This is a genomic window from Neisseria sp. P0014.S002 (assembly GCF_051958295.1).
GTDB lineage: Bacteria > Pseudomonadota > Gammaproteobacteria > Burkholderiales > Neisseriaceae > Neisseria > Neisseria flavescens_B.
Genome location: NZ_JBQCVO010000005.1, coordinates 51,910 through 69,450 on the forward strand (window position 1 = coordinate 51,910; position 17,541 = coordinate 69,450).

Here is a 17,541-nt window from a genome sequence, read left to right on the forward strand (position 1 = left end):
GAGATAGTCAGTATGGGCATAGTGGATTTGATGCATATTGAAAAATATATTTTTGTAGAAAGCACTTTTCAAAGGGTCTTACTTATCCGTGGAATATGGATGTATTTTGAACCTTCAAATAGCCTCTTGCATTTTCTTATTAAATGGAAACTATATTCTTTATTCGTTTTATCCAATATAAAAGGCCGTCTGAAACAAGTTTTCAGACGGCCTTCAGCTATTCTATTGCTAAGTAGGAATTAGCGGGCAGAGCAAGAAGTTTCTACTTTGTTGCCGTATGGGTCAGTGAAGCCGAAGAATGCTTCGCTGCCTTTTTGATGCCATTCAGCGCCTTTGCCGAACAGGCCTTGGTTGGCAACATAGCGTTCGCCTGAACCTGCAACAGCAGAAGACAGGGTGGCAACTTTGTCGTCCAGACGCAGTTCAACTTGGTTGGTGCTCAAGTTGCGGACTTGTACAGACAGGCCGTTTTCGCAGCTGAATGATTGAACACGGCCGTCATTATGTTGCTGACCATGTTCGTGTGCATGGCCGTGGTCATGATTGTGCTCATGACGTTGACCATGGTCATGGCGATGGGCTTCAGGTGCGGCACAGGCAGCGAGGCTCATGGCGGCGGCAATTGCAAGCAGGGCTTTTACTTTCATTTTTGACTCCTATGGTCAGTGTTGAAGGAAGAATGTAGCGGCATGTTATAAATATCTTTATGGCTTCACAATAGGGATAACCATTATTTACTTTTCCTTCCTGTTTCCAGGAGTATGGCAGGATTCTTTGTAGTTTTGATATGAATGATTAATGCCGTTTGAAAAAAAGCCGCACTTGCGCTAGAGGTAAACGAAAGTGCGGAAAATTCAGAGAGTTACATTGAAAGAAGGATAGAGCAGCTTAACGCTGGCGTGCTTTAAAACGGGGATTGCTCTTGCAAATGACGTACACTTTGCCTTTTCGGCGGACAATTTGGCAGTCGCGGTGTCGTTTTTTTGCAGTTTTCAGGGATGAGAGGACTTGCATCATTTATCCTTTCTGAAAGAAGACATCATGGATTGGTAACGTTGGTTGAACTTGCTGGCGCGGCCTTCAATATTGACGTTGCGTTGTTTGCCTGTATATACGGGGTGGGACGCGGAAGAGGTATCAAGAGAGAAGAGGGGATACTCTACTCCGTCTTTCCAAACCATGGTTTTTCCGTGGGTATTGGCACATGAACGGATGAGCCATCCTTGGTCTGCACCGCTGTCGTAAAACAGGACGGTACGATAGTTGTCTGGGTGGATATCGGGTTTCATTTCTTTCTCCAGTGATTGTTATGGTATAACATTATACTCCTAGAAAAAGAGCAGGCAAGTGTTTTTTGGTTTTTCTTTATCACGGGGTTGCGGCATTTTGATAAAATATGCTGTTTCAGACGGCTTTTTTTCATGAGGCCGTCTGAATATTTTGTTTTCTGATGATAGGGATATGATGTATTTGTATAAGGGTTTCAGATTGGGTGGTGCGGTAAGCAAGGTTATGCCGATTATCCATGTATTGTCCAAGCTGGGGCTGTTGTTTTCACTGCTGTTGGCAGTGCCGACACTGATGTCGTATTTTTATCACGACAGCGCGTTTATCGTGTTTGCCTATACGGCTTTGACGGTATTGTTGGTGTCGTGCGTTACTTGGGTGCTGACTTTGCGTTTCAACCGCGAGTTGCGGCCGCGTGACGGATTTACCCTGGTATTGATGCTGTGGCTGGGCTTTGCCGTCGTGGCGGCGATGCCGATTTATTTTTATATGCCGTCCATGAGTTTCACCGATGCGTTTTTTGAAGCGATGTCGGGGCTGACGACAACAGGGGCAACAGTGATTTCCGGCTTGGATACGCTGGATCCGTCGGTAAATTTTTGGCGGCACATGCTCAACTGGCTTGGCGGTATGGGTATTATCGTGCTGGCTGTAGCGATTTTGCCGATGTTGGGCGTGGGGGGGACGCAGCTTTTTAAAGCGGAAATTCCAGGTATGGATAAGGAAAGCAAGATGGCTCCCCGCATTTCACAAGTGGCCAAACGATTGTGGTTTGCCTATGCGCTGACAACTGCTGCCGCCTTTGTGTCCTTACATATTGCCGGCATGGACTGGTTTGATGCCTTGTGCCATGCGATGTCGGCTGTGGCTTTGGGCGGTTTTTCGACACATGATGACAGCATTGCTTATTTCAATTCTGTAGCAGTCGAATGGACGTTGATGTTTTTTACTGTCTGGGGCGGTATCAATTTTGCCAGTCACTTTACTGCGCTGGGCAACCGCTCTTTGCAGGTGTATTGGAAAGATGAAGAATGCCGCTCCATGTTGCTGGTTTTGTCGGGCAGTATTTTGATTTCGGCATTGTATTTATGGCAGCAGGACGTTTATCAAAGCCTTGGTGAAGCTTTGCGCTTTGTCAGCTTCAACTTTGTGTCCATCGGATTGGCCAGCGGTTTCTCCAATGCTGACTTTGCCCAATGGCCGCTGATTGTGTCGTTGTGGATGTTTTTCCTGTCGAACGTATTGGCAAGTTCAGGCTCTATGGGTGGCGGTATTAAAAATGTGCGTGCGTTGGTATTGTTCAAATTCAGCTTGCGCGAAATGTTGATTTTGCTGCACCCGCGCGCGGTTCGTACGGTAAAGGTCAACAACCGTTCCATTCCGGATCGAATGGCGTTGACTGTCATGTCGTTCATCTTTATTTATTTTATGACGGTCATTGTATTCAGCTTTTTACTGATGGCTGCAGGCTTGGACTTTTTATCCGCCTTTACGGCAGTCATTGCTTGTATTACTAATGCAGGGCCGGGTTTGGGGGCAGTTGGTCCGTCGCATAATTACGCCGCGCTGAGCGATGTACAGAAGTGGCTGTGTACGGCGGTGATGTTGTTGGGACGTTTGGAGATTTTTACCGTTCTGATTTTGTTTACTCCGGCATATTGGAAGAAATAAGTATGAGAAAAAGGCCGTCTGAAATTTCAGACGGTCTTTTTATAATGGCTGGGCCTTGAGCAATTCTTTGAATTGTTCGCCAGTTTCAGGGTGTTTCAAACCGTAAGCCACGGTTGCTTCAAGGTAACCCAATTTGCTGCCGCAGTCGTAGCGTTTGCCATCAAACGCATGAGCCAACACAAACTCGTGGTCGAGCAGGCGGGCGATACCGTCTGTCAGTTGGATTTCGTTACCGGCACCTCGGGGCAGGTTGGTTAACAAGTCAAAAATACGCGGGGTCAGGATGTATCGACCGACAACAGCAAGGTTGGAAGGCGCTTCTTCCGGTTTTGGTTTTTCAACGATATTGACTACACGTTGATAGCTTTTCAGTTTTTCAACTTCCACGATACCGTAAGAGCCTGTTTGGGAAGGAGCAATAGTTTCAACGCCTAAAACGCTGTTACCGCTTTGGTTGTACACATCAACCATCTGTTTCAATGCACCTTTAGGCGCATCAATCAAATCATCTGCCAAAATAACGGCAAAAGGTTCATTACCAACGGCAGCCTGCGCGCACAATACGGCATGACCCAAACCCAATGCTTCAGTTTGACGGATGTACATGCAGGTAATGTTGGAAGGCAGGATATCGCGAACGTGCGCCAACAGTTTGTCTTTTTGACGCAATTCCAATTCGGTTTCCAACTCGTATGCTTTGTCGAAGTGATCTTCGATGCTGCGTTTGTTACGGCCGGTGATAAACACCATTTCGGTACAGCCGGCTTCAACCGCTTCTTCAACTGCATATTGAATCAGAGGTTTGTCCACGATAGGCAGCATTTCTTTGGGGCTGGCTTTGGTTGCAGGCAAGAAACGGGTGCCCATACCGGCAACGGGAAAGACGCATTTTTTAATGGGTTTCATATTATTATCCTATTTTAACTATGGGTTTATACCCCAAAAAGTGTAAAGATGTAGTCGTATGTAACAATAATACCACATGATAAAGTATCAGGCTGTTTGAAAAGGGGGATTGGTCATAAATACTGTCTTATCCCAGCAACGTCAGCAATTCTTCTTCGCTCAATACGGCTACGCCCAAAGTTTGGGCTTTTTCCAATTTACTGCCTGCGGCTTCTCCGGCGACAACGTAGTCAGTTTTTTTAGATACGCTGCCGGAAACTTTACCGCCTGCAGCCTCAATCATGGCTTGGGCTTGGTCGCGTTTGAGTGTGGGTAAAGTCCCTGTCAATACAAAGGTTTTACCTGCTACGGCTTCATTAATGCTGTCTGAAATAGTTTCATCTTGAAGATTAGACCGCGTTTGAGCAAAGAAAGTTTTCATATTTTCAAGCAGGGCTGCGTTTTGCGGTTTACTGCGCCATGTCTGCCAATCAGCAGGCAACGCTTTGTCAGTTTGCAAGCCTTCTATGCTTTGTCCGGCAAGCTCCCACAAGGCCAGTGCTTTGGTTTCGCTGATTTTAAAATCGGGCAGGCGGGCAATCCAGCGTTGCGGTTCGGCATGGCGCAACGGTGGGATAGTGACAGTCTGGCTTTGCGGGGCGACACCTACAGCCAGCAGCTCGTCTATCATAGCCTGTTGCGCTTCTTGGGCAAAAAAGTGGGCGATGGAGCGGGCAACCACCGTACCGATATCAGGCAGGCAGGCGAGGATGGGTTCGGGTGCATGGCGGACATGTTCGAGCGTACCGAATGTCTGCGCCAGCATTTTAGCGGTGCGTTCTCCGACATGACGGATGCCGAGGGCAAAAAGGAAGCGGGCAAGTTCGGGTGTTTTGCTGGCTTCTATGCCTGCGAGGATGTTTTCCGCCCATTTGGTCGGCTGTTTTTTACTGGTCTTGCTAAGCAGGGCATTGCCGGTCTCGCCTTCAAAGTCTTCAATATCACTGTTTAATGATTCTTCCTCATTAGTCGATGCTTTATCCGCTGTTTCCTTCATTTTTTGCAGGGTTGGAATATCGAGGCGGTAGAGGTCGGCGAAATGACGAACTAAATCTTGTGCGACCAGTTGCTCGATTTGTTTTTGACCAAGTCCGTCAATGTCCATGGCTTTGCGTGAGGCAAAGTGGATTAAACCTTGCGCGCGTTGAGCCTGGCAAAGCATACCGCCGCTACACCGGGCAACTGCTTCGCCTTCTTCGCGTTCGATTTCGCTGTGACAGATAGGGCAATGGGTAGGCAGGCGGTAGGGTTTGTGAAGCGGTTCGGCTTGCGTTTTAGAAGGTGTTTCGGCAAACAAATCGTCTTGCAGGCCGTCTGAAACGGAAATATTGGTCTCCTGCATTGGGCGGCGTTCAAAAATTACGCGCACCACCTCGGGAATGACGTCTCCGGCACGGCGCACAACGACGGTATCGCCAACGCGTACGTCTTTACGCGATACTTCGTCCTGATTGTGCAGGGTAGCGTTGGTAACGGTAACGCCGCCGACGAATACAGGTTGCAGGCGGGCAACCGGGGTTACTGCGCCGGTGCGCCCGATTTGTACATCAATGGCTTCGACAATGGTCAATGCTTCTTCGGCAGGAAATTTGTGGGCAATGGCCCAGCGTGGTGCGCGTGAGATGAAACCCAGTTTTTCTTGTTGTGCCAGACTGTTGACTTTGACCACCATGCCGTCGATTTCATAAGGTAAAGTAGGGCGTTTTTGCTGCATTTTTTCGTAAAACGCCAATACTTCGTCGATATTTGGGAAACAGCCGAAATTGCCATCGGGCAGACTGAAGCCAAGCTCTTTACAGTAGCTCAGCTCTTGCAGGTGTTCTTCTGCGATAAAACCGCCTTGTTGTCGGGCAATGGAATAGGGGAAGAAATGCAGTTTGCGTTGTGCCGTAATGCGCGAATCGAGTTGGCGCAGGCTGCCGGCGGCGGCATTGCGCGGATTGGCGAAAGGTTTTTGTCCGTTTTCAGCCTGTCGTTCGTTCAAGGCAGCAAAATCGGCTTTGAGCATCAGTACTTCGCCGCGTATTTCGATAAGCTCGGGGATATTTTCTCCATGCAGACGCAGGGGGATGTTGGATACGGTTTTGACGTTTTGGGTAACGTCTTCGCCTGTTGTGCCGTCGCCACGGGTTGCCGCTTGAATCAATACGCCGTCGCGGTACAGCAGGCTGATGGCCAGACCGTCAAATTTAGGCTCGATAACGTATTCCGGTTTTTCTCCGTTTAATCCGCCACGAACGCGCTCATCGAAAGCGTACATTTCGGCATGGTCAAATACGCCGTTTTCATCTTGTGGCGAAAAGGCGTTGGTCAGTGACAACATAGGCACTTCATGACGCACTTCATCAAAGCCTGCCAAAGGCTCGCCGCCGACGCGCTGGGTTGGGCTGTCGGGTAGTTTCAACTCAGGGTGATTCAGCTCCAATGCTTCAAGCTCGCGGAACAATTTGTCGTATTCGGCATCGGGTACACTGGGCGCGTCTAGGGTGTAATATTCGTAGGCGTAGCGGTTGAGGAGGTCGGTCAGGTATTTGATACGTTGTGCGGTCGGATTCATGAGCAATCGAAATAGAGTTTTCAGACGGCCTGATGATAGCGAGGCCGTCTGAAAATCGATGAATATTGAAGATGAAGGGATTTTACCTGAAAAAAAGCGGATATGCCGTCATTGCATATCCGCTTTTTGATTGGGGAAGTTTAAGAGAACAGGCGCAGGGCTTGTTTGCTGCCGGGTTTGATGCCGACTTTAAGCATTTCTTCCTGACGGGCCAAAACGTAGTTGCGTACGTCTTTAAGCCATTGGGTGGAAACTTCTTCCATTTGGTCGTTAACCAAATCCAAGCTGAGTTGGCCGGAGAGTTTGACTGCCAAGTCCATGAATTTGTCGAAAGTTTTTTCTCCGGCCGGAACATGCGGAATATCCAGAAGCATGCTGAAACCGCGGTAGGCTTGGTTGTCCAACAGAGGGTTGGTAAACGGTTTGTTGTCCAAAGTATGGATGGAGAACAATTGAGGGTTGTTGTTGTCGCCGAAGTGGAACGCGCCGTCTTCGCCCAGTTTGAAGCCTGTATCTTCCACGGCGGCACGTAATTCTACGCCGCTGATATTGGAGTGGGAAACCAAGTGAATGGCGATGGTTTGGTCAACACGCGCACAGAATTGGTCGAGGGCTTGCGCGACTTCGGTGAACGCGTCTAAGTCGGTATGCAAAACTTTGCCGTTCATCAGTTGGGCAAAAGCATCAACCTGTTGGTCGAAGTGTTGCAGCTCTTCACGCGTGGCCAAACCGTTGCGGCTGACAGCTTGCAGGCCCATGACGAAGCCTTGGTAGTAAACGCCCGGAATCGGCTCGGCAACGCGGAAATGGTCGTCCATGGTACAACCGATGATTTGGAAGCGGTGAGTGCTGGAAAGGCGCGGCAGGGCGTGCAATTCTTGGGCTTGTTTCAGGGAGACGTAGGCCATGTAGTCGAAGCGCGGGTCAAACCAAGGCAACTCGACTTGAGACAATTCGTCCAAGCTGATCAATGGTACTTGTGCCACAGGTTCGGCTGCGGTTTCAACCGGAGCAGAAGCGGCTTCGGCAGGGCTGACGGTAATTTCGTTGTTCAAACCGATAACGGTGTGTTGGACTTTTTCTTCTGCGGAGAAGTCGTCTTCCACAGTCAACTCAACATCAGTTTTAAGCTGGGCAGGGTGGGCCAGTTTGGCTTTTGCCGCGTAGATTTCATCTTGCTCTTGCAGGTTGCGCAATGCCTCTTCGGTTTTTTTGTTTTTCTTAATAAACAAACCTTGGCCGCCGGTTTCTTTACTGTCGCGGACATGTTTGGGTTTGCTGGTCAAAAGTGCATCCTTATCGGAATGGCCGAATTGTTCGCGCACTTGTTTGCGGTATTGGTTTTCCTGGTACATGTTGTAACCGATGACCGCCAAAAGGGCGGCGAGGGCTAAGACGATGAAAATCATGGAGTAATCACTTTTTAAAAAGGCAGCATTCCGTCTTTTTCAGGGTGCGGAATCTTGCTGCATGGGAAGTTCGTTGGAGCCGGACTTTATGCGTCCGAATGAATAGCTGAATTATAACGAAAATAAACGGTTGTGACAGCATTATGTCTGCCAATCATTGTTCAGGCCGTCTGAAAGTTATCCGCGCCGGACGGGGAAACCTGCTTTTTGAAGGCGTGGCCAATCGAAGAAATGTCCGGGATCGGTTTTCCTGTCCGGCGCGATGTCCTGATGACCGGTAACGGCCTGAATCGGGTAATGTTCGGAAATAGCGGTCAGCAAGGCTTGCAGGCTGATGTATTGTGCTTCGGTAAAAGGCTCGAAATCACAGCCTTCCAATTCGATACCGATGGAGAAGGCATTGCATTTTTCTCTGCCTTGAAACGACGATATTCCGGCATGATAGGCCATGTCGTCGCAGGAAACGAATTGGACGGTTTCGCCTTTACGGCTGATGAAAAAATGGCTGGAGACGCGCAAGGTGTGGAGGATGCTGAAGAAAGGATGTTCGTCAGGGTTGATTTGGTTGGTAAACAATTTTTCCACAGCCCCCGTGTTGTACTCAAAAGGAGGGAGGGAAATATTATGGAGGACAACCAATGAGATGTCTGTATCCGGTTCGCGCGGGCTGAAATTGGGCGAATGAGTTTGGCGTGCATTCAGCCAACGGCCGTTTTGCCAAGTGTTTTTTGAAGGGGAATTCATGATTTCAGACGGCCTTTCGGGATAGGAAAACATACGTTTGGGAAGGTGGCGGGCTTGGTGCGCTTGTTTTCGGTTATACTGTCGCCCGACACGTTCACAAACCAAGAATCCTACCATGCTGAAAAAATTGTTGAAATGGCTGGCCGTATTTTTGACGGCATTTGCCGCCGTGGTTGCCGCATTGTTGTTTGTTCCGAAAGACAACGGCAAACCATACCGTATTACCATTACCAAAAACCAAGGTATCTCTTCCGTCAGCCGTAAACTGGCTCAAGACGGCATCGTTTATAACCGTTATGTGCTGGTAGCCGCCGCATATGTGATGGGCGTACACAACCAACTCAATGCCGGTTCTTACCGCCTGTCTTCCAAAGTATCGGCTTGGGATATTTTAAAACGCATTAAAAAAGGCCGTCCTGATTCGGTCAGCGTGCAAATTTTGGAAGGTGCGCGTTTTGCCCAAATGCGCCGTATTATCGACAATACTGCCGACATTGCCCACGACACGCGCGGTTGGAGCGATGAAAAACTGATGGCCGAAGTGGCGCCCGATGCCCTGAGTAGCAATCCGGAAGGACAGTTTTTCCCAGATAGTTACGAAATTGATGCCGGTGGCAGCGATCTTCAAATTTACAAAATTGCCTACCGTAAAATGCGGGAAAACCTGCAAGAAGCATGGGACGACCGTCAAAGCGGCCTGCCTTATAAAAATCCGTACGAAATGCTGATTATGGCGAGTCTGATTGAAAAAGAGACCGCGCACGAAGACGACCGTGCTCATGTAGCCGCCGTATTCGTCAACCGCCTGAATATCGGCATGCGCCTGCAAACTGACCCGACCGTCATCTATGGCATGGGCGATGCGTATAAAGGCAGAATCCGCAAAGCCGACCTGCAACGAGATACGCCTTACAATACCTATACGCGCAGCGGTTTGCCGCCGACTCCGATTGCGCTTCCCGGCAAGGCCGCGCTTGAAGCGGCGGGTCATCCGTCTGATGAAAAATATCTGTATTTCGTCTCAAAAATGGATGGTACGGGCTTGAGCGAGTTCAGCCACAATCTTTCCGAACACAATGCTGCCGTGCGCAAATATATTTTGAAGAAATAAACCGAATAGGCCGTCTGAAACATTTATAATCCCTGTTTCAGACGGCCTTTAAATTGACGATATCCATATGAAACCCAGATTTATTACCCTTGACGGCATAGACGGCGCAGGCAAATCCACCAACCTAGCTGTAATGAAAGCATGGTTTGAAAAACACAAACTGCCCGTGTTGTTTACGCGCGAACCGGGAGGCACTCCGGCCGGAGAAGCATTGCGTGAAATCCTGCTCAACCCAGCCACCCAAGTCAGCCTGCGTACCGAAACCCTGCTGATGTTTGCCGCCAGACAGCAACACTTGGAAACAGTCATTCTGCCTGCCCTGAAAAACGGCACGCATGTCGTTTCCGACCGTTTTACCGATGCAACGTTTGCTTATCAAGGCGGCGGACGCGGTGTTCCCTTGCGAGATATTGCCACGCTTGAGCATTGGGTGCAGGGTAATTTCCGTCCCGATTTAACTTTGCTGTTGGATGTGCCTTTGGAAGTGTCAATGGCACGCATCAACCAAACGCGTGAGAAAGACCGCTTTGAGCAAGAAGAAGCCGAGTTTTTCAATCGGGTGCGCGAAGTGTATCTGCAACGTGCTAACGAACAGCCGGAACGCTATGCCGTCATCGACAGCAGCCAAAGTCTGGACGCGGTAAAAAATCAGATTGAAACCGCGCTAGACAGTCATTTTGGATTGAATGTTTAAGTTTAAATAAAATGCCGTCTGAAAGAAGGATAGTGTAGCGAAGAAATATTATTACAGAAGTTTTTAGACATAAAACCAAATAAAACGAAACATCAAAACAAATGTAATAAATATCGGTATGCGCCACCAAAAGAACATGATAAAATTACGGCCTCTTACAAAGCCGGTCTGTTAACAACCCGACTTTAGAAATTTTAAACGTCTGAAGCAGCCTGTTTCAGACTTGTTCGCTGTAAAATCTCTCTCGCAAACAGGATCGATAAATGGAAAATTCATTAAAAGAAGCCGCCCTGCAGTTCCACGAATTCCCCGTGCCGGGCAAAATCTCCGTTACCCCAACCAAATCTTTGGCCACTTCTAAAGACTTGGCGTTGGCGTACTCTCCGGGCGTAGCCGCTCCTTGTATGGAAATCCATGACGATCCTCAAACTGCCTACAAATACACTGCCAAAGGCAATTTGGTTGCCGTGATTTCCAACGGTACCGCAGTGTTGGGTTTGGGCAACATCGGTGCGTTGGCCGGTAAACCTGTAATGGAAGGCAAAGGTGTATTGTTCAAAAAATTCGCCGGCGTTGACGTATTCGATATCGAAATCGATGAAAAAGACCCACAAAAATTGGTAGACATCATCGCTTCTTTGGAACCGACTTTCGGCGGCATCAACCTCGAAGACATCAAAGCGCCTGAGTGCTTCTATATCGAACGCGAATTGCGCAAACGTTGCAAAATCCCTGTATTCCACGACGACCAACACGGTACCGCCATCATTACTGCTGCCGCTGTATTGAACGCTTTGCGTTATACCGGCCGCAAAATTGAAGAAGCGACTTTGGTGTGCTCCGGTGCAGGTGCCGCAGCGATTGCTTGCTTGAACCAATTGCTGGATTTGGGTCTGAAACGTGAAAACGTAACCGTCTGCGACTCTAAAGGCGTGATTTATAAAACCCGCGAAGACAAAGACCGTATGGACGAGTCCAAACAATTCTACGCCATCGAAGACAACGGCCAACGCGTATTGGCTGATGCCGTTAAAGGTAAAGACATCTTCTTGGGTCTGTCCGGTGCAAACCTGCTGACTCCTGAAATGCTGAATACCATGAACGAAAAACCAATCGTGTTCGCTATGGCAAACCCAAATCCGGAAATTCTGCCTCCATTGGCAAAAGAAACCCGTCCGGATGTGGTAATCGGTACCGGCCGCTCAGACTTCCCGAACCAAGTAAACAACGTATTGTGCTTCCCATTCATCTTCCGTGGCGCATTGGATGTCGGCGCGACCACCATTAATGAAGAAATGAAACGCGCTTGCGTATACGCTTTGGCTGACTTGGCAATGGAAGAAGTAACTGAAGAAGTGGTTGCCGCTTACGGTAAGAAATTCGAATTCGGCGCGGAATACCTGATTCCTACCCCATTCGACTCCCGCCTGTTGCCTCGCGTTGCTTCTGCCACTGCTAAAGCAGCTATGGAAAGCGGCGTGGCTACCCGTCCAATCGCCAACTTGGATGCGTACGCTGCTAAATTGGCTGCATGGGAACTGTAATTCAGTAAGTAGTGCTTGATTGAAAAGGCCGTCTGAAAGTTGTATTTCAGACGGCCCTTTTGTTTATTGGGTATTTTAGAAATGGCTTAATGCAGTAATTGTAATAAAGAATACGATAATCTGCTGGTTCAAAATCGACGTGGGAATATGGATTACTTTCTAAGATAGGTTTCTTATTTTTGAAGTATTTTGGCTTTGCATGGTTTGTACGGGATTGAATACAACATTTTGCCAGCCTTTTAAACAATATCAGGCCGTCTGAAATCGAGTTTTCAGACGGCCTGAGTTAATAAGACAGTTTATTTTTGCCAATAGGTTTTGACGTTGACGAACTCGTACAGCCCGAATTCTGATAGCTCGCGTCCATAGCCGGAAGCTTTGACGCCACCAAAGGGGAGGCGCAGGTCGCTGCTGGTATGGCGGTTGATAAAGACAGAGCCTGCTTGAATTTTTTCGGCGTATTTCCATGCGTTTGCCGTGTCGGCTGTGTAGATGCAGGCGCCGAGGCCGAAAGGTGTGTCATTGGCAAGTGCGACGGCGTGATCCGGATTGTCGGCACGTAAAATCATGGCAACCGGGCCGAAAACTTCTTCGTGCCAAACGCGGCAGTTGGGGTTGACCTGATCCAATACCGTGGCAGGGTAAAACCAGCTTTCTCCATCAGGGATATAGCCGCCGCTCAAGCATTGCGCGCCATGTGCAACCGCATCTTGAACCTGCTCGTGTACGGTTTGACGCAAGTCTTGGCGGTGAAGTGGGGCAAGGGTGGTGTTCGGGTCTTTGGGATTGCCGGTTTGCAGTTTGGCGCACTCGACAAGGAAGAGCGGGATAAATTGTTCGGCAATATCTTGGGTAACAACGATGCGTTTGGCGGCATTGCAGGATTGTCCGGCATCGCGAAAGCGCGAATAGCAGGCATCGATGGCTGCGCGTTGCAGGTCGGCATCGGGCAGGATAATAAACGGATTGCTGCCGCCCAGTTCAAGGACGGTTTTTTTCAGATGTTTGCCTGCATGGGCGGCCAGCAGGCGGCCGGTATGGGTCGAACCGGTAAACGCCATGGCATCGGTATCTTCAATGGCTTTAAGCGTGTCTTCATGGCTCAACCATGCGCCGATAAGCGGCAAACCTTTTGGGACAAGGCTGAATAGGGTTTCGCTAACGCGGGCGACACTGGGCGCAGGTTTGACCGCGCAGGCATTGCCGGCACAGAGGGCAGGGATGGCAAATCGTAAAATCTGCCAAACAGGATAGTTCCACGGCATGACCGCCAAAACAACGCCCAAAGGCTCGAAGCGGACCTGGCTGAGGCTGGCTTGGGTGGCGATGGTTTTATGGGCAAGCAGTTTGGGGGCAAGGCGGACGTAGTAGCGGATAAGCTCAATGGATTTGCTGATTTCGGCACTGCATTCGTGCAGGCAGCGTCCGACTTCTTCGCAAACCATTTCGGCAAGGTGTTCTTGGTTTTGGGTGAGGCTGTCGGCAAATTGCTGTAAGAGGGCGGTGCGCTCGATAATGCTTGATTGGGCAAAGGTTTGCTGAAGGGTTTGGAGGCAGTTTAATTCGTCGGTGAACTCGGTATAGCTTTGCGCCGGTCGGCGGTAAATGGTTTCTCCGGTGAAAACGTGGGTGCTGTGAAACATGGTTGGCTCCTTTGTTTTTATGTTTTTATGAGGCCGTCTGAAAATGTTTCAGACGGCCTTTTATTGTGATGATTGTACTTCAAGCGACCAGTTGGGGGAAAATGGATTTTAAGCCGGCAACAATAATCTCTACGGAAATGGCAGCAAGCATCATGCCCATGATGCGGTTGAGGATGGTCAGACCGGTATTGCCCAAGCGTTTGCTGATGCGTCCGGCCACGACCAAAATGAAATAGCAAATCAGGCTGACCAAAAAGCCGGAGATGATAATCAGGGCAATCTCGCTGTAATTTTTGGCGGCAGAGGAATAAATGATGACAGTGGAGATACCGCCGGGGCCGATGGTAATCGGAATGGCAATGGGTACGACGGCAATGGCTTTTTCATTGCGGTGGACTTGTTGCGCACTTTGATGCTCTTCTGAATGGGGATCAATTTTGGGTTTGGCAGGATTGTCGTTGCCGTTCATTAATGAGATGGCAATCAGCAAAACCAGAATCCCGCCGCCGACTTGGAAAGAACCGACGCTGATGCCGAGTACTTTCAGTAAGATACCGCCGCTCAGTGCAAAGACGACAATCACGATGAAAACAGCCAATGCGGCAGTACGCGCGATTCTGCGCTTTTCTTTGGTGCTGTGGTTTTGTGTCAGATCAAGATAGATTGAGAGCGCGCTGAAAGGATTAATCAGCACGAGAAATGCCACAAGCAGCTTGCCGATTTCTACACCTAATTCCATATTATTCCTCGCTTTCAGTCAGGTCATCGTTATCCGCATTACGGCGGCGGAGGTTTTTGTGTTCATTAGCAATACCCATCAACAGGGCGAGTACCACCATGATAGAAAGCGTAGCCGTACCGCCGTAGCTGACCAAGGGGAGGGGGACGCCGACGACGGGCAAAATGCCGCTGACCATGCCCATGTTTACAAAGGCATAACAGAAAAAAGTCATGGTTAACGCACCTGCCAGAGTACGGCTGTAAAGGGATTGCGCTTGCGCGGCAATCCACAATCCGCGTGCCAGAATGATAAGGTAAATCAGTAGCAACAGGATATTGCCAATCAGACCGAACTCTTCGCCGAATACCGCGAAAATAAAGTCAGTCGTTGATTCGGGAATATAGTCCAAATGGGTTTGCGTACCGTTTAGCCAGCCTTTACCCCATACGCCGCCCGAGCCGATGGCAATCATGGATTGGATGATGTGGTAGCCTGCACCTAACGGATCTTTGGTTGGGTCAAGCAGGGTGAGAACACGGGTTTTCTGATAGTCGTGCATGCCGTAATTCCATAAGAGCGGCAAGGCGGCCACAAAGGCAATAATAGCGGCAAAAATGGCTTTCCAAGGCAATCCGGCAAAGAAGATGACAAAAATACCCGAAGCCATAATCAATGCTGCCGTACCGAGGTCGGGCTGCTTCAAAATCAGGGCGACAGGAACAAGAATCAGCACGAGGGCGACAATATAATGTATCCATTTCAGACGGCCTTCATAGCGTTGGAAATACCACGCGACAGTCATGGGAATGCCGATTTTCATGATTTCGGAAGGTTGGATACGGGTAAAGCCGAGACTCAGCCAACGGGTCGAGCCGTTGACAGTAACGCCGGCGACTTCGACGCCAATCAGCAGTAATACGCCGACAATGTAAACAGGCAGGGCAACTTTGGCAGCCGTTTGCGGTTTGAATATGGCGATAATCCATAACAGGGCAAAGCCCAAAACGGTATGGATGGTTTTGTTTTCCAATTGGCCGAACTCTTGCCCATCTGCAGAATAGAGCAGGAACAGGCTCATGATGTAGATGGCGAGCATAGCAAAAAACAGCCAAGGGTCAATCGGGGCTGTAATGGTGGATTTGAAATTTTTCCACACTGATGTGTTATTCATGATGAACCTCCGGCTGTGAGGCAGGGCTTGTCGGAGTCAGTCCGTAGGCAGATTGGAAAATGCTGGTAATAGGCTGATGCTTGTCCGTTGTTTCAGTTTTGGCCGAGTCTGGTTCAAGGCCGTCTGAAAACTGTTGCGGCTTGACGTGAAGCATATAAAAATCAGTCATTTCACGAGCCAATGGCGCGGCATACGCACCCCAACCGCCATTTTCCAAAATAACGGCAATGGCAATTTCAGGTTTTTCCAATGGCGCAAACGAGATAAACCATGCGTGGTCACGGTGTTGTTCGCGCAGGGCTGCGGCGTTGTAGCGGCCGCCCTGTTTGATTTGTACGACCTGGGCCGTACCGGTTTTACCACCCATCGTATAAGCGAGTCCGCCACCGATACGGTGTGCCGTACCGCCTGGTTTCAATACCTTTTCCATTGCTCGTTTGACGTATTCGAAGTTGTCGGCTTTGAACGGAATTTGACGCTCGGGATTGGGGTTGATGCGGGTAATTTTGCGTGCGCCGAAATCCAATACTTCTTTGACCAAATGCGGCTGATAAACGACACCGTTATTGGCCAGAGAAGCTGTCGCATGTGCCATTTGTAAAGGCGTGTAGGCATTGTAGCCTTGGCCGATACTGACGGAAACCATTTCGCCGGCGCGCCATTCTTTGGCGGTCGGATCGGAAGACTTGGCAAAGCGTTTGGCTTTCCATTCGCGGCTAGGCAAAACGCCTGTATATTCGCTGGGCAGGTCAATGCCGGTTTTTTGGCCGAAACCGAATTGCGCCAGATACCGAGAGGCTTTATCGATACCCATTTCGTAACCCAAGCGGTAGAAGAAGGTATCTGAAGATACTTGGATGGCTTTGCTCAAGTTGGCCGAGCCGTGGCCGCTGCGGACTGAGTCGCGGAAAATATGGCGGCTGCCGGGTATACTCCATGCGCCGGGAGCGGGGACGATGGTGTTTTGAGTGATTTTGCCGCTTTCCAATAAGGCCATGCCCATAAAGGGTTTGAATGTAGAACCCGGCGGATAAAGGCCTTGGGTAACGCGGTTGATCAAAGGCTTTTTCCAATCGTCATTCAGCATTTTCCAAGTGTCGCTGTCGATGCCGTCAATAAAGAGGTTGGGATCGAAAGAAGGCTTGGAAACAAAAGCCAAGACAGTACCGTCTTGCGGATTGATGGCCACCAATGCGCCACGGCGGTCGCCCAAAATGCGGTCGGCTTCCTGTTGCATACGGATATCCATGCCTAGGCGCAAGGTTTGCCCCATTTTTGACGGGACATTTTTCAATACGCGGACGATATTGCCGTAAGCGTCTTTTTCGACTTCCTGATAGCCTGGAATGCCATGAAGCTGGTGTTCGTAATATTTTTCCAAGCCGGATTTGCCGATATGCGTACTGCCGCGGTAGAGGGCGGTCAGGCCTTCTTCTTCCAGCATTTCTTTGTCTTTGTCGCTAATACGGCCGATATAGCCTAAGAAATGGGAAGTCAGTTTGCCGTAAGGATATTCGCGGAATGTGCGTGAATTGACCTCTACGCCTTTGAATTCGCGCAGATGTACGGACAAACGGGCTGCCTCTTCATCGGTCAGTCTGAGTTTGAGCGGAATATTTTCAAATTTTCGATAGCTTTCACGGTATTTTTTGAAGCGTTTTAAATCTGTCGGCGTAATATCGACGTATTTTTTCAATGCTTCAATGACATCTTCCATCTTGCCTTCAATGCGGCTGGGAATAACTTCGAGCGAAAAGACTGGATAGTTTTTGGCCAAGGGAACGCCGTTGATATCGACGATTTCGCCGCGTACGGGCGGCGTTGGAATCAGGGTGATGCGGTTGTTCGATGCCTGACCGGAAAACTCGTTGTGTTGAGTCACTTGCAGGTAGAAGAACCGTGCCAGCAAGATGGAAAAGAAGATGATGATCAGGATAAAAGCAACGAGCAGGCGCAACAAAGCGTCGGCTTGTGCTGCCTGAGCGGAAGGTTTTTTGGTATGTTGACCACCGGAAAGACGGCGTGGAAGAATCGGTTTCATCTT

15 protein-coding genes are annotated in these 17,541 nt (G+C 49.3%); 4 read left to right on the forward strand and 11 right to left on the reverse strand.

The features are described from left to right. Nucleotides 1-239 precede the first annotated feature (239 nt). The 3 genes from ACTHSX_RS06495 to ACTHSX_RS06505 form a co-directional block, all read right to left on the reverse strand. Entirely contained in the window at nucleotides 240-647 is a 408-nt protein-coding gene (locus ACTHSX_RS06495) for an MliC family protein (RefSeq protein ID WP_254323085.1), read from the reverse strand. A gap of 241 nt (nucleotides 648-888) precedes the next feature. Beyond that, nucleotides 889-1,014, reverse strand: a complete 126-nt coding sequence (gene ykgO / locus ACTHSX_RS06500) for a type B 50S ribosomal protein L36 (RefSeq protein WP_003685279.1) — start codon at nucleotides 1,012-1,014, stop codon at nucleotides 889-891. Beyond that, on the reverse strand, nucleotides 1,014-1,289 hold the full coding sequence (locus ACTHSX_RS06505) for a type B 50S ribosomal protein L31 (protein ID WP_049328620.1): 276 nt from the start codon (nucleotides 1,287-1,289) through the stop codon (nucleotides 1,014-1,016). The genes ykgO and ACTHSX_RS06505 overlap by 1 nt, the downstream gene beginning before the upstream one ends. Nucleotides 1,290-1,461: 172 nt before the next feature. Here ACTHSX_RS06505 and ACTHSX_RS06510 point away from each other — a divergent pair, with 172 nt between their 5' ends. After that, nucleotides 1,462-2,958 (forward strand): TrkH family potassium uptake protein, encoded by a 1,497-nt coding sequence (locus tag ACTHSX_RS06510; RefSeq protein ID WP_440377156.1) that lies wholly within the window; start codon nucleotides 1,462-1,464, stop codon nucleotides 2,956-2,958. 39 nt (nucleotides 2,959-2,997) lie between these two features. On the opposite strand, the gene galU is transcribed toward ACTHSX_RS06510, so the two are convergent. From galU to ampD, 4 genes are all read right to left on the reverse strand, one after another. After that, nucleotides 2,998-3,864 (reverse strand): UTP--glucose-1-phosphate uridylyltransferase GalU, encoded by an 867-nt coding sequence (gene galU, locus ACTHSX_RS06515; protein ID WP_440377157.1) that lies wholly within the window; start codon nucleotides 3,862-3,864, stop codon nucleotides 2,998-3,000. Nucleotides 3,865-3,991: 127 nt separating this feature from the next. Further along, nucleotides 3,992-6,460 carry an NAD-dependent DNA ligase LigA gene (gene ligA / locus ACTHSX_RS06520; RefSeq protein WP_440377158.1) on the reverse strand — a complete coding sequence of 823 codons (2,469 nt, stop codon included), beginning with the start codon at nucleotides 6,458-6,460 and terminating at the stop codon, nucleotides 3,992-3,994. 140 nt (nucleotides 6,461-6,600) lie between these two features. Next, complete coding sequence (locus tag ACTHSX_RS06525; protein WP_440377159.1) at nucleotides 6,601-7,869, reverse strand: cell division protein ZipA C-terminal FtsZ-binding domain-containing protein; 1,269 nt, start codon at nucleotides 7,867-7,869, stop codon at nucleotides 6,601-6,603. A gap of 177 nt (nucleotides 7,870-8,046) precedes the next feature. Then, nucleotides 8,047-8,613, reverse strand: coding sequence for a 1,6-anhydro-N-acetylmuramyl-L-alanine amidase AmpD (gene ampD / locus ACTHSX_RS06530; protein ID WP_440377160.1), 567 nt, complete (start codon nucleotides 8,611-8,613; stop codon nucleotides 8,047-8,049). A gap of 115 nt (nucleotides 8,614-8,728) precedes the next feature. On the opposite strand from ampD, the gene mltG reads away from it, so the two are divergent. The 3 genes from mltG to ACTHSX_RS06545 all read left to right on the forward strand — a co-directional run bounded on the left by mltG (nucleotide 8,729) and on the right by ACTHSX_RS06545 (nucleotide 11,962). Further along, on the forward strand, nucleotides 8,729-9,724 hold the full coding sequence (gene mltG, locus ACTHSX_RS06535; RefSeq protein WP_250600947.1) for an endolytic transglycosylase MltG: 996 nt from the start codon (nucleotides 8,729-8,731) through the stop codon (nucleotides 9,722-9,724). Between the two features lie 67 nt (nucleotides 9,725-9,791). After that, nucleotides 9,792-10,418: a dTMP kinase gene (tmk, locus tag ACTHSX_RS06540; protein WP_440377161.1), complete on the forward strand. Its 627-nt coding sequence runs from the start codon at nucleotides 9,792-9,794 to the stop codon at nucleotides 10,416-10,418. A gap of 263 nt (nucleotides 10,419-10,681) precedes the next feature. Beyond that, nucleotides 10,682-11,962: a malic enzyme-like NAD(P)-binding protein gene (locus ACTHSX_RS06545; RefSeq protein WP_440377162.1), complete on the forward strand. Its 1,281-nt coding sequence runs from the start codon at nucleotides 10,682-10,684 to the stop codon at nucleotides 11,960-11,962. 299 nt (nucleotides 11,963-12,261) lie between these two features. Here the strand turns inward: ACTHSX_RS06545 and ACTHSX_RS06550 are convergent, their stop codons facing one another. From ACTHSX_RS06550 to mrdA, 4 genes are all read right to left on the reverse strand, one after another. Then, nucleotides 12,262-13,605: an aldehyde dehydrogenase family protein gene (locus ACTHSX_RS06550; protein ID WP_440377163.1), complete on the reverse strand. Its 1,344-nt coding sequence runs from the start codon at nucleotides 13,603-13,605 to the stop codon at nucleotides 12,262-12,264. Between the two features lie 79 nt (nucleotides 13,606-13,684). After that, complete coding sequence (locus ACTHSX_RS06555; protein WP_440377164.1) at nucleotides 13,685-14,344, reverse strand: MarC family protein; 660 nt, start codon at nucleotides 14,342-14,344, stop codon at nucleotides 13,685-13,687. 1 nt (nucleotide 14,345) lies between these two features. Then, nucleotides 14,346-15,497 (reverse strand): rod shape-determining protein RodA, encoded by a 1,152-nt coding sequence (gene rodA, locus ACTHSX_RS06560; protein ID WP_440377165.1) that lies wholly within the window; start codon nucleotides 15,495-15,497, stop codon nucleotides 14,346-14,348. Further along, on the reverse strand, nucleotides 15,490-17,538 hold the full coding sequence (gene mrdA / locus ACTHSX_RS06565) for a penicillin-binding protein 2 (protein ID WP_440377166.1): 2,049 nt from the start codon (nucleotides 17,536-17,538) through the stop codon (nucleotides 15,490-15,492). Before mrdA ends, rodA begins: the two co-directional genes overlap by 8 nt. Nucleotides 17,539-17,541: the final 3 nt, after the last annotated feature.

Coding starts and splice junctions, on each gene's coding strand:
- ACTHSX_RS06495 (WP_254323085.1), bottom strand. CDS start 647: ATGAAAGTAAAAGCCCTGCTTGCAATTGCCGCCGCCATGAGCCTCGCT.
- ykgO (WP_003685279.1), bottom strand. CDS start 1,014: ATGCAAGTCCTCTCATCCCTGAAAACTGCAAAAAAACGACACCGCGAC.
- ACTHSX_RS06505 (WP_049328620.1), bottom strand. CDS start 1,289: ATGAAACCCGATATCCACCCAGACAACTATCGTACCGTCCTGTTTTAC.
- ACTHSX_RS06510 (WP_440377156.1), top strand. CDS start 1,462: ATGATGTATTTGTATAAGGGTTTCAGATTGGGTGGTGCGGTAAGCAAG.
- galU (WP_440377157.1), bottom strand. CDS start 3,864: ATGAAACCCATTAAAAAATGCGTCTTTCCCGTTGCCGGTATGGGCACC.
- ligA (WP_440377158.1), bottom strand. CDS start 6,460: ATGAATCCGACCGCACAACGTATCAAATACCTGACCGACCTCCTCAAC.
- ACTHSX_RS06525 (WP_440377159.1), bottom strand. CDS start 7,869: ATGATTTTCATCGTCTTAGCCCTCGCCGCCCTTTTGGCGGTCATCGGT.
- ampD (WP_440377160.1), bottom strand. CDS start 8,613: ATGAATTCCCCTTCAAAAAACACTTGGCAAAACGGCCGTTGGCTGAAT.
- mltG (WP_250600947.1), top strand. CDS start 8,729: ATGCTGAAAAAATTGTTGAAATGGCTGGCCGTATTTTTGACGGCATTT.
- tmk (WP_440377161.1), top strand. CDS start 9,792: ATGAAACCCAGATTTATTACCCTTGACGGCATAGACGGCGCAGGCAAA.
- ACTHSX_RS06545 (WP_440377162.1), top strand. CDS start 10,682: ATGGAAAATTCATTAAAAGAAGCCGCCCTGCAGTTCCACGAATTCCCC.
- ACTHSX_RS06550 (WP_440377163.1), bottom strand. CDS start 13,605: ATGTTTCACAGCACCCACGTTTTCACCGGAGAAACCATTTACCGCCGA.
- ACTHSX_RS06555 (WP_440377164.1), bottom strand. CDS start 14,344: ATGGAATTAGGTGTAGAAATCGGCAAGCTGCTTGTGGCATTTCTCGTG.
- rodA (WP_440377165.1), bottom strand. CDS start 15,497: ATGAATAACACATCAGTGTGGAAAAATTTCAAATCCACCATTACAGCC.
- mrdA (WP_440377166.1), bottom strand. CDS start 17,538: ATGAAACCGATTCTTCCACGCCGTCTTTCCGGTGGTCAACATACCAAA.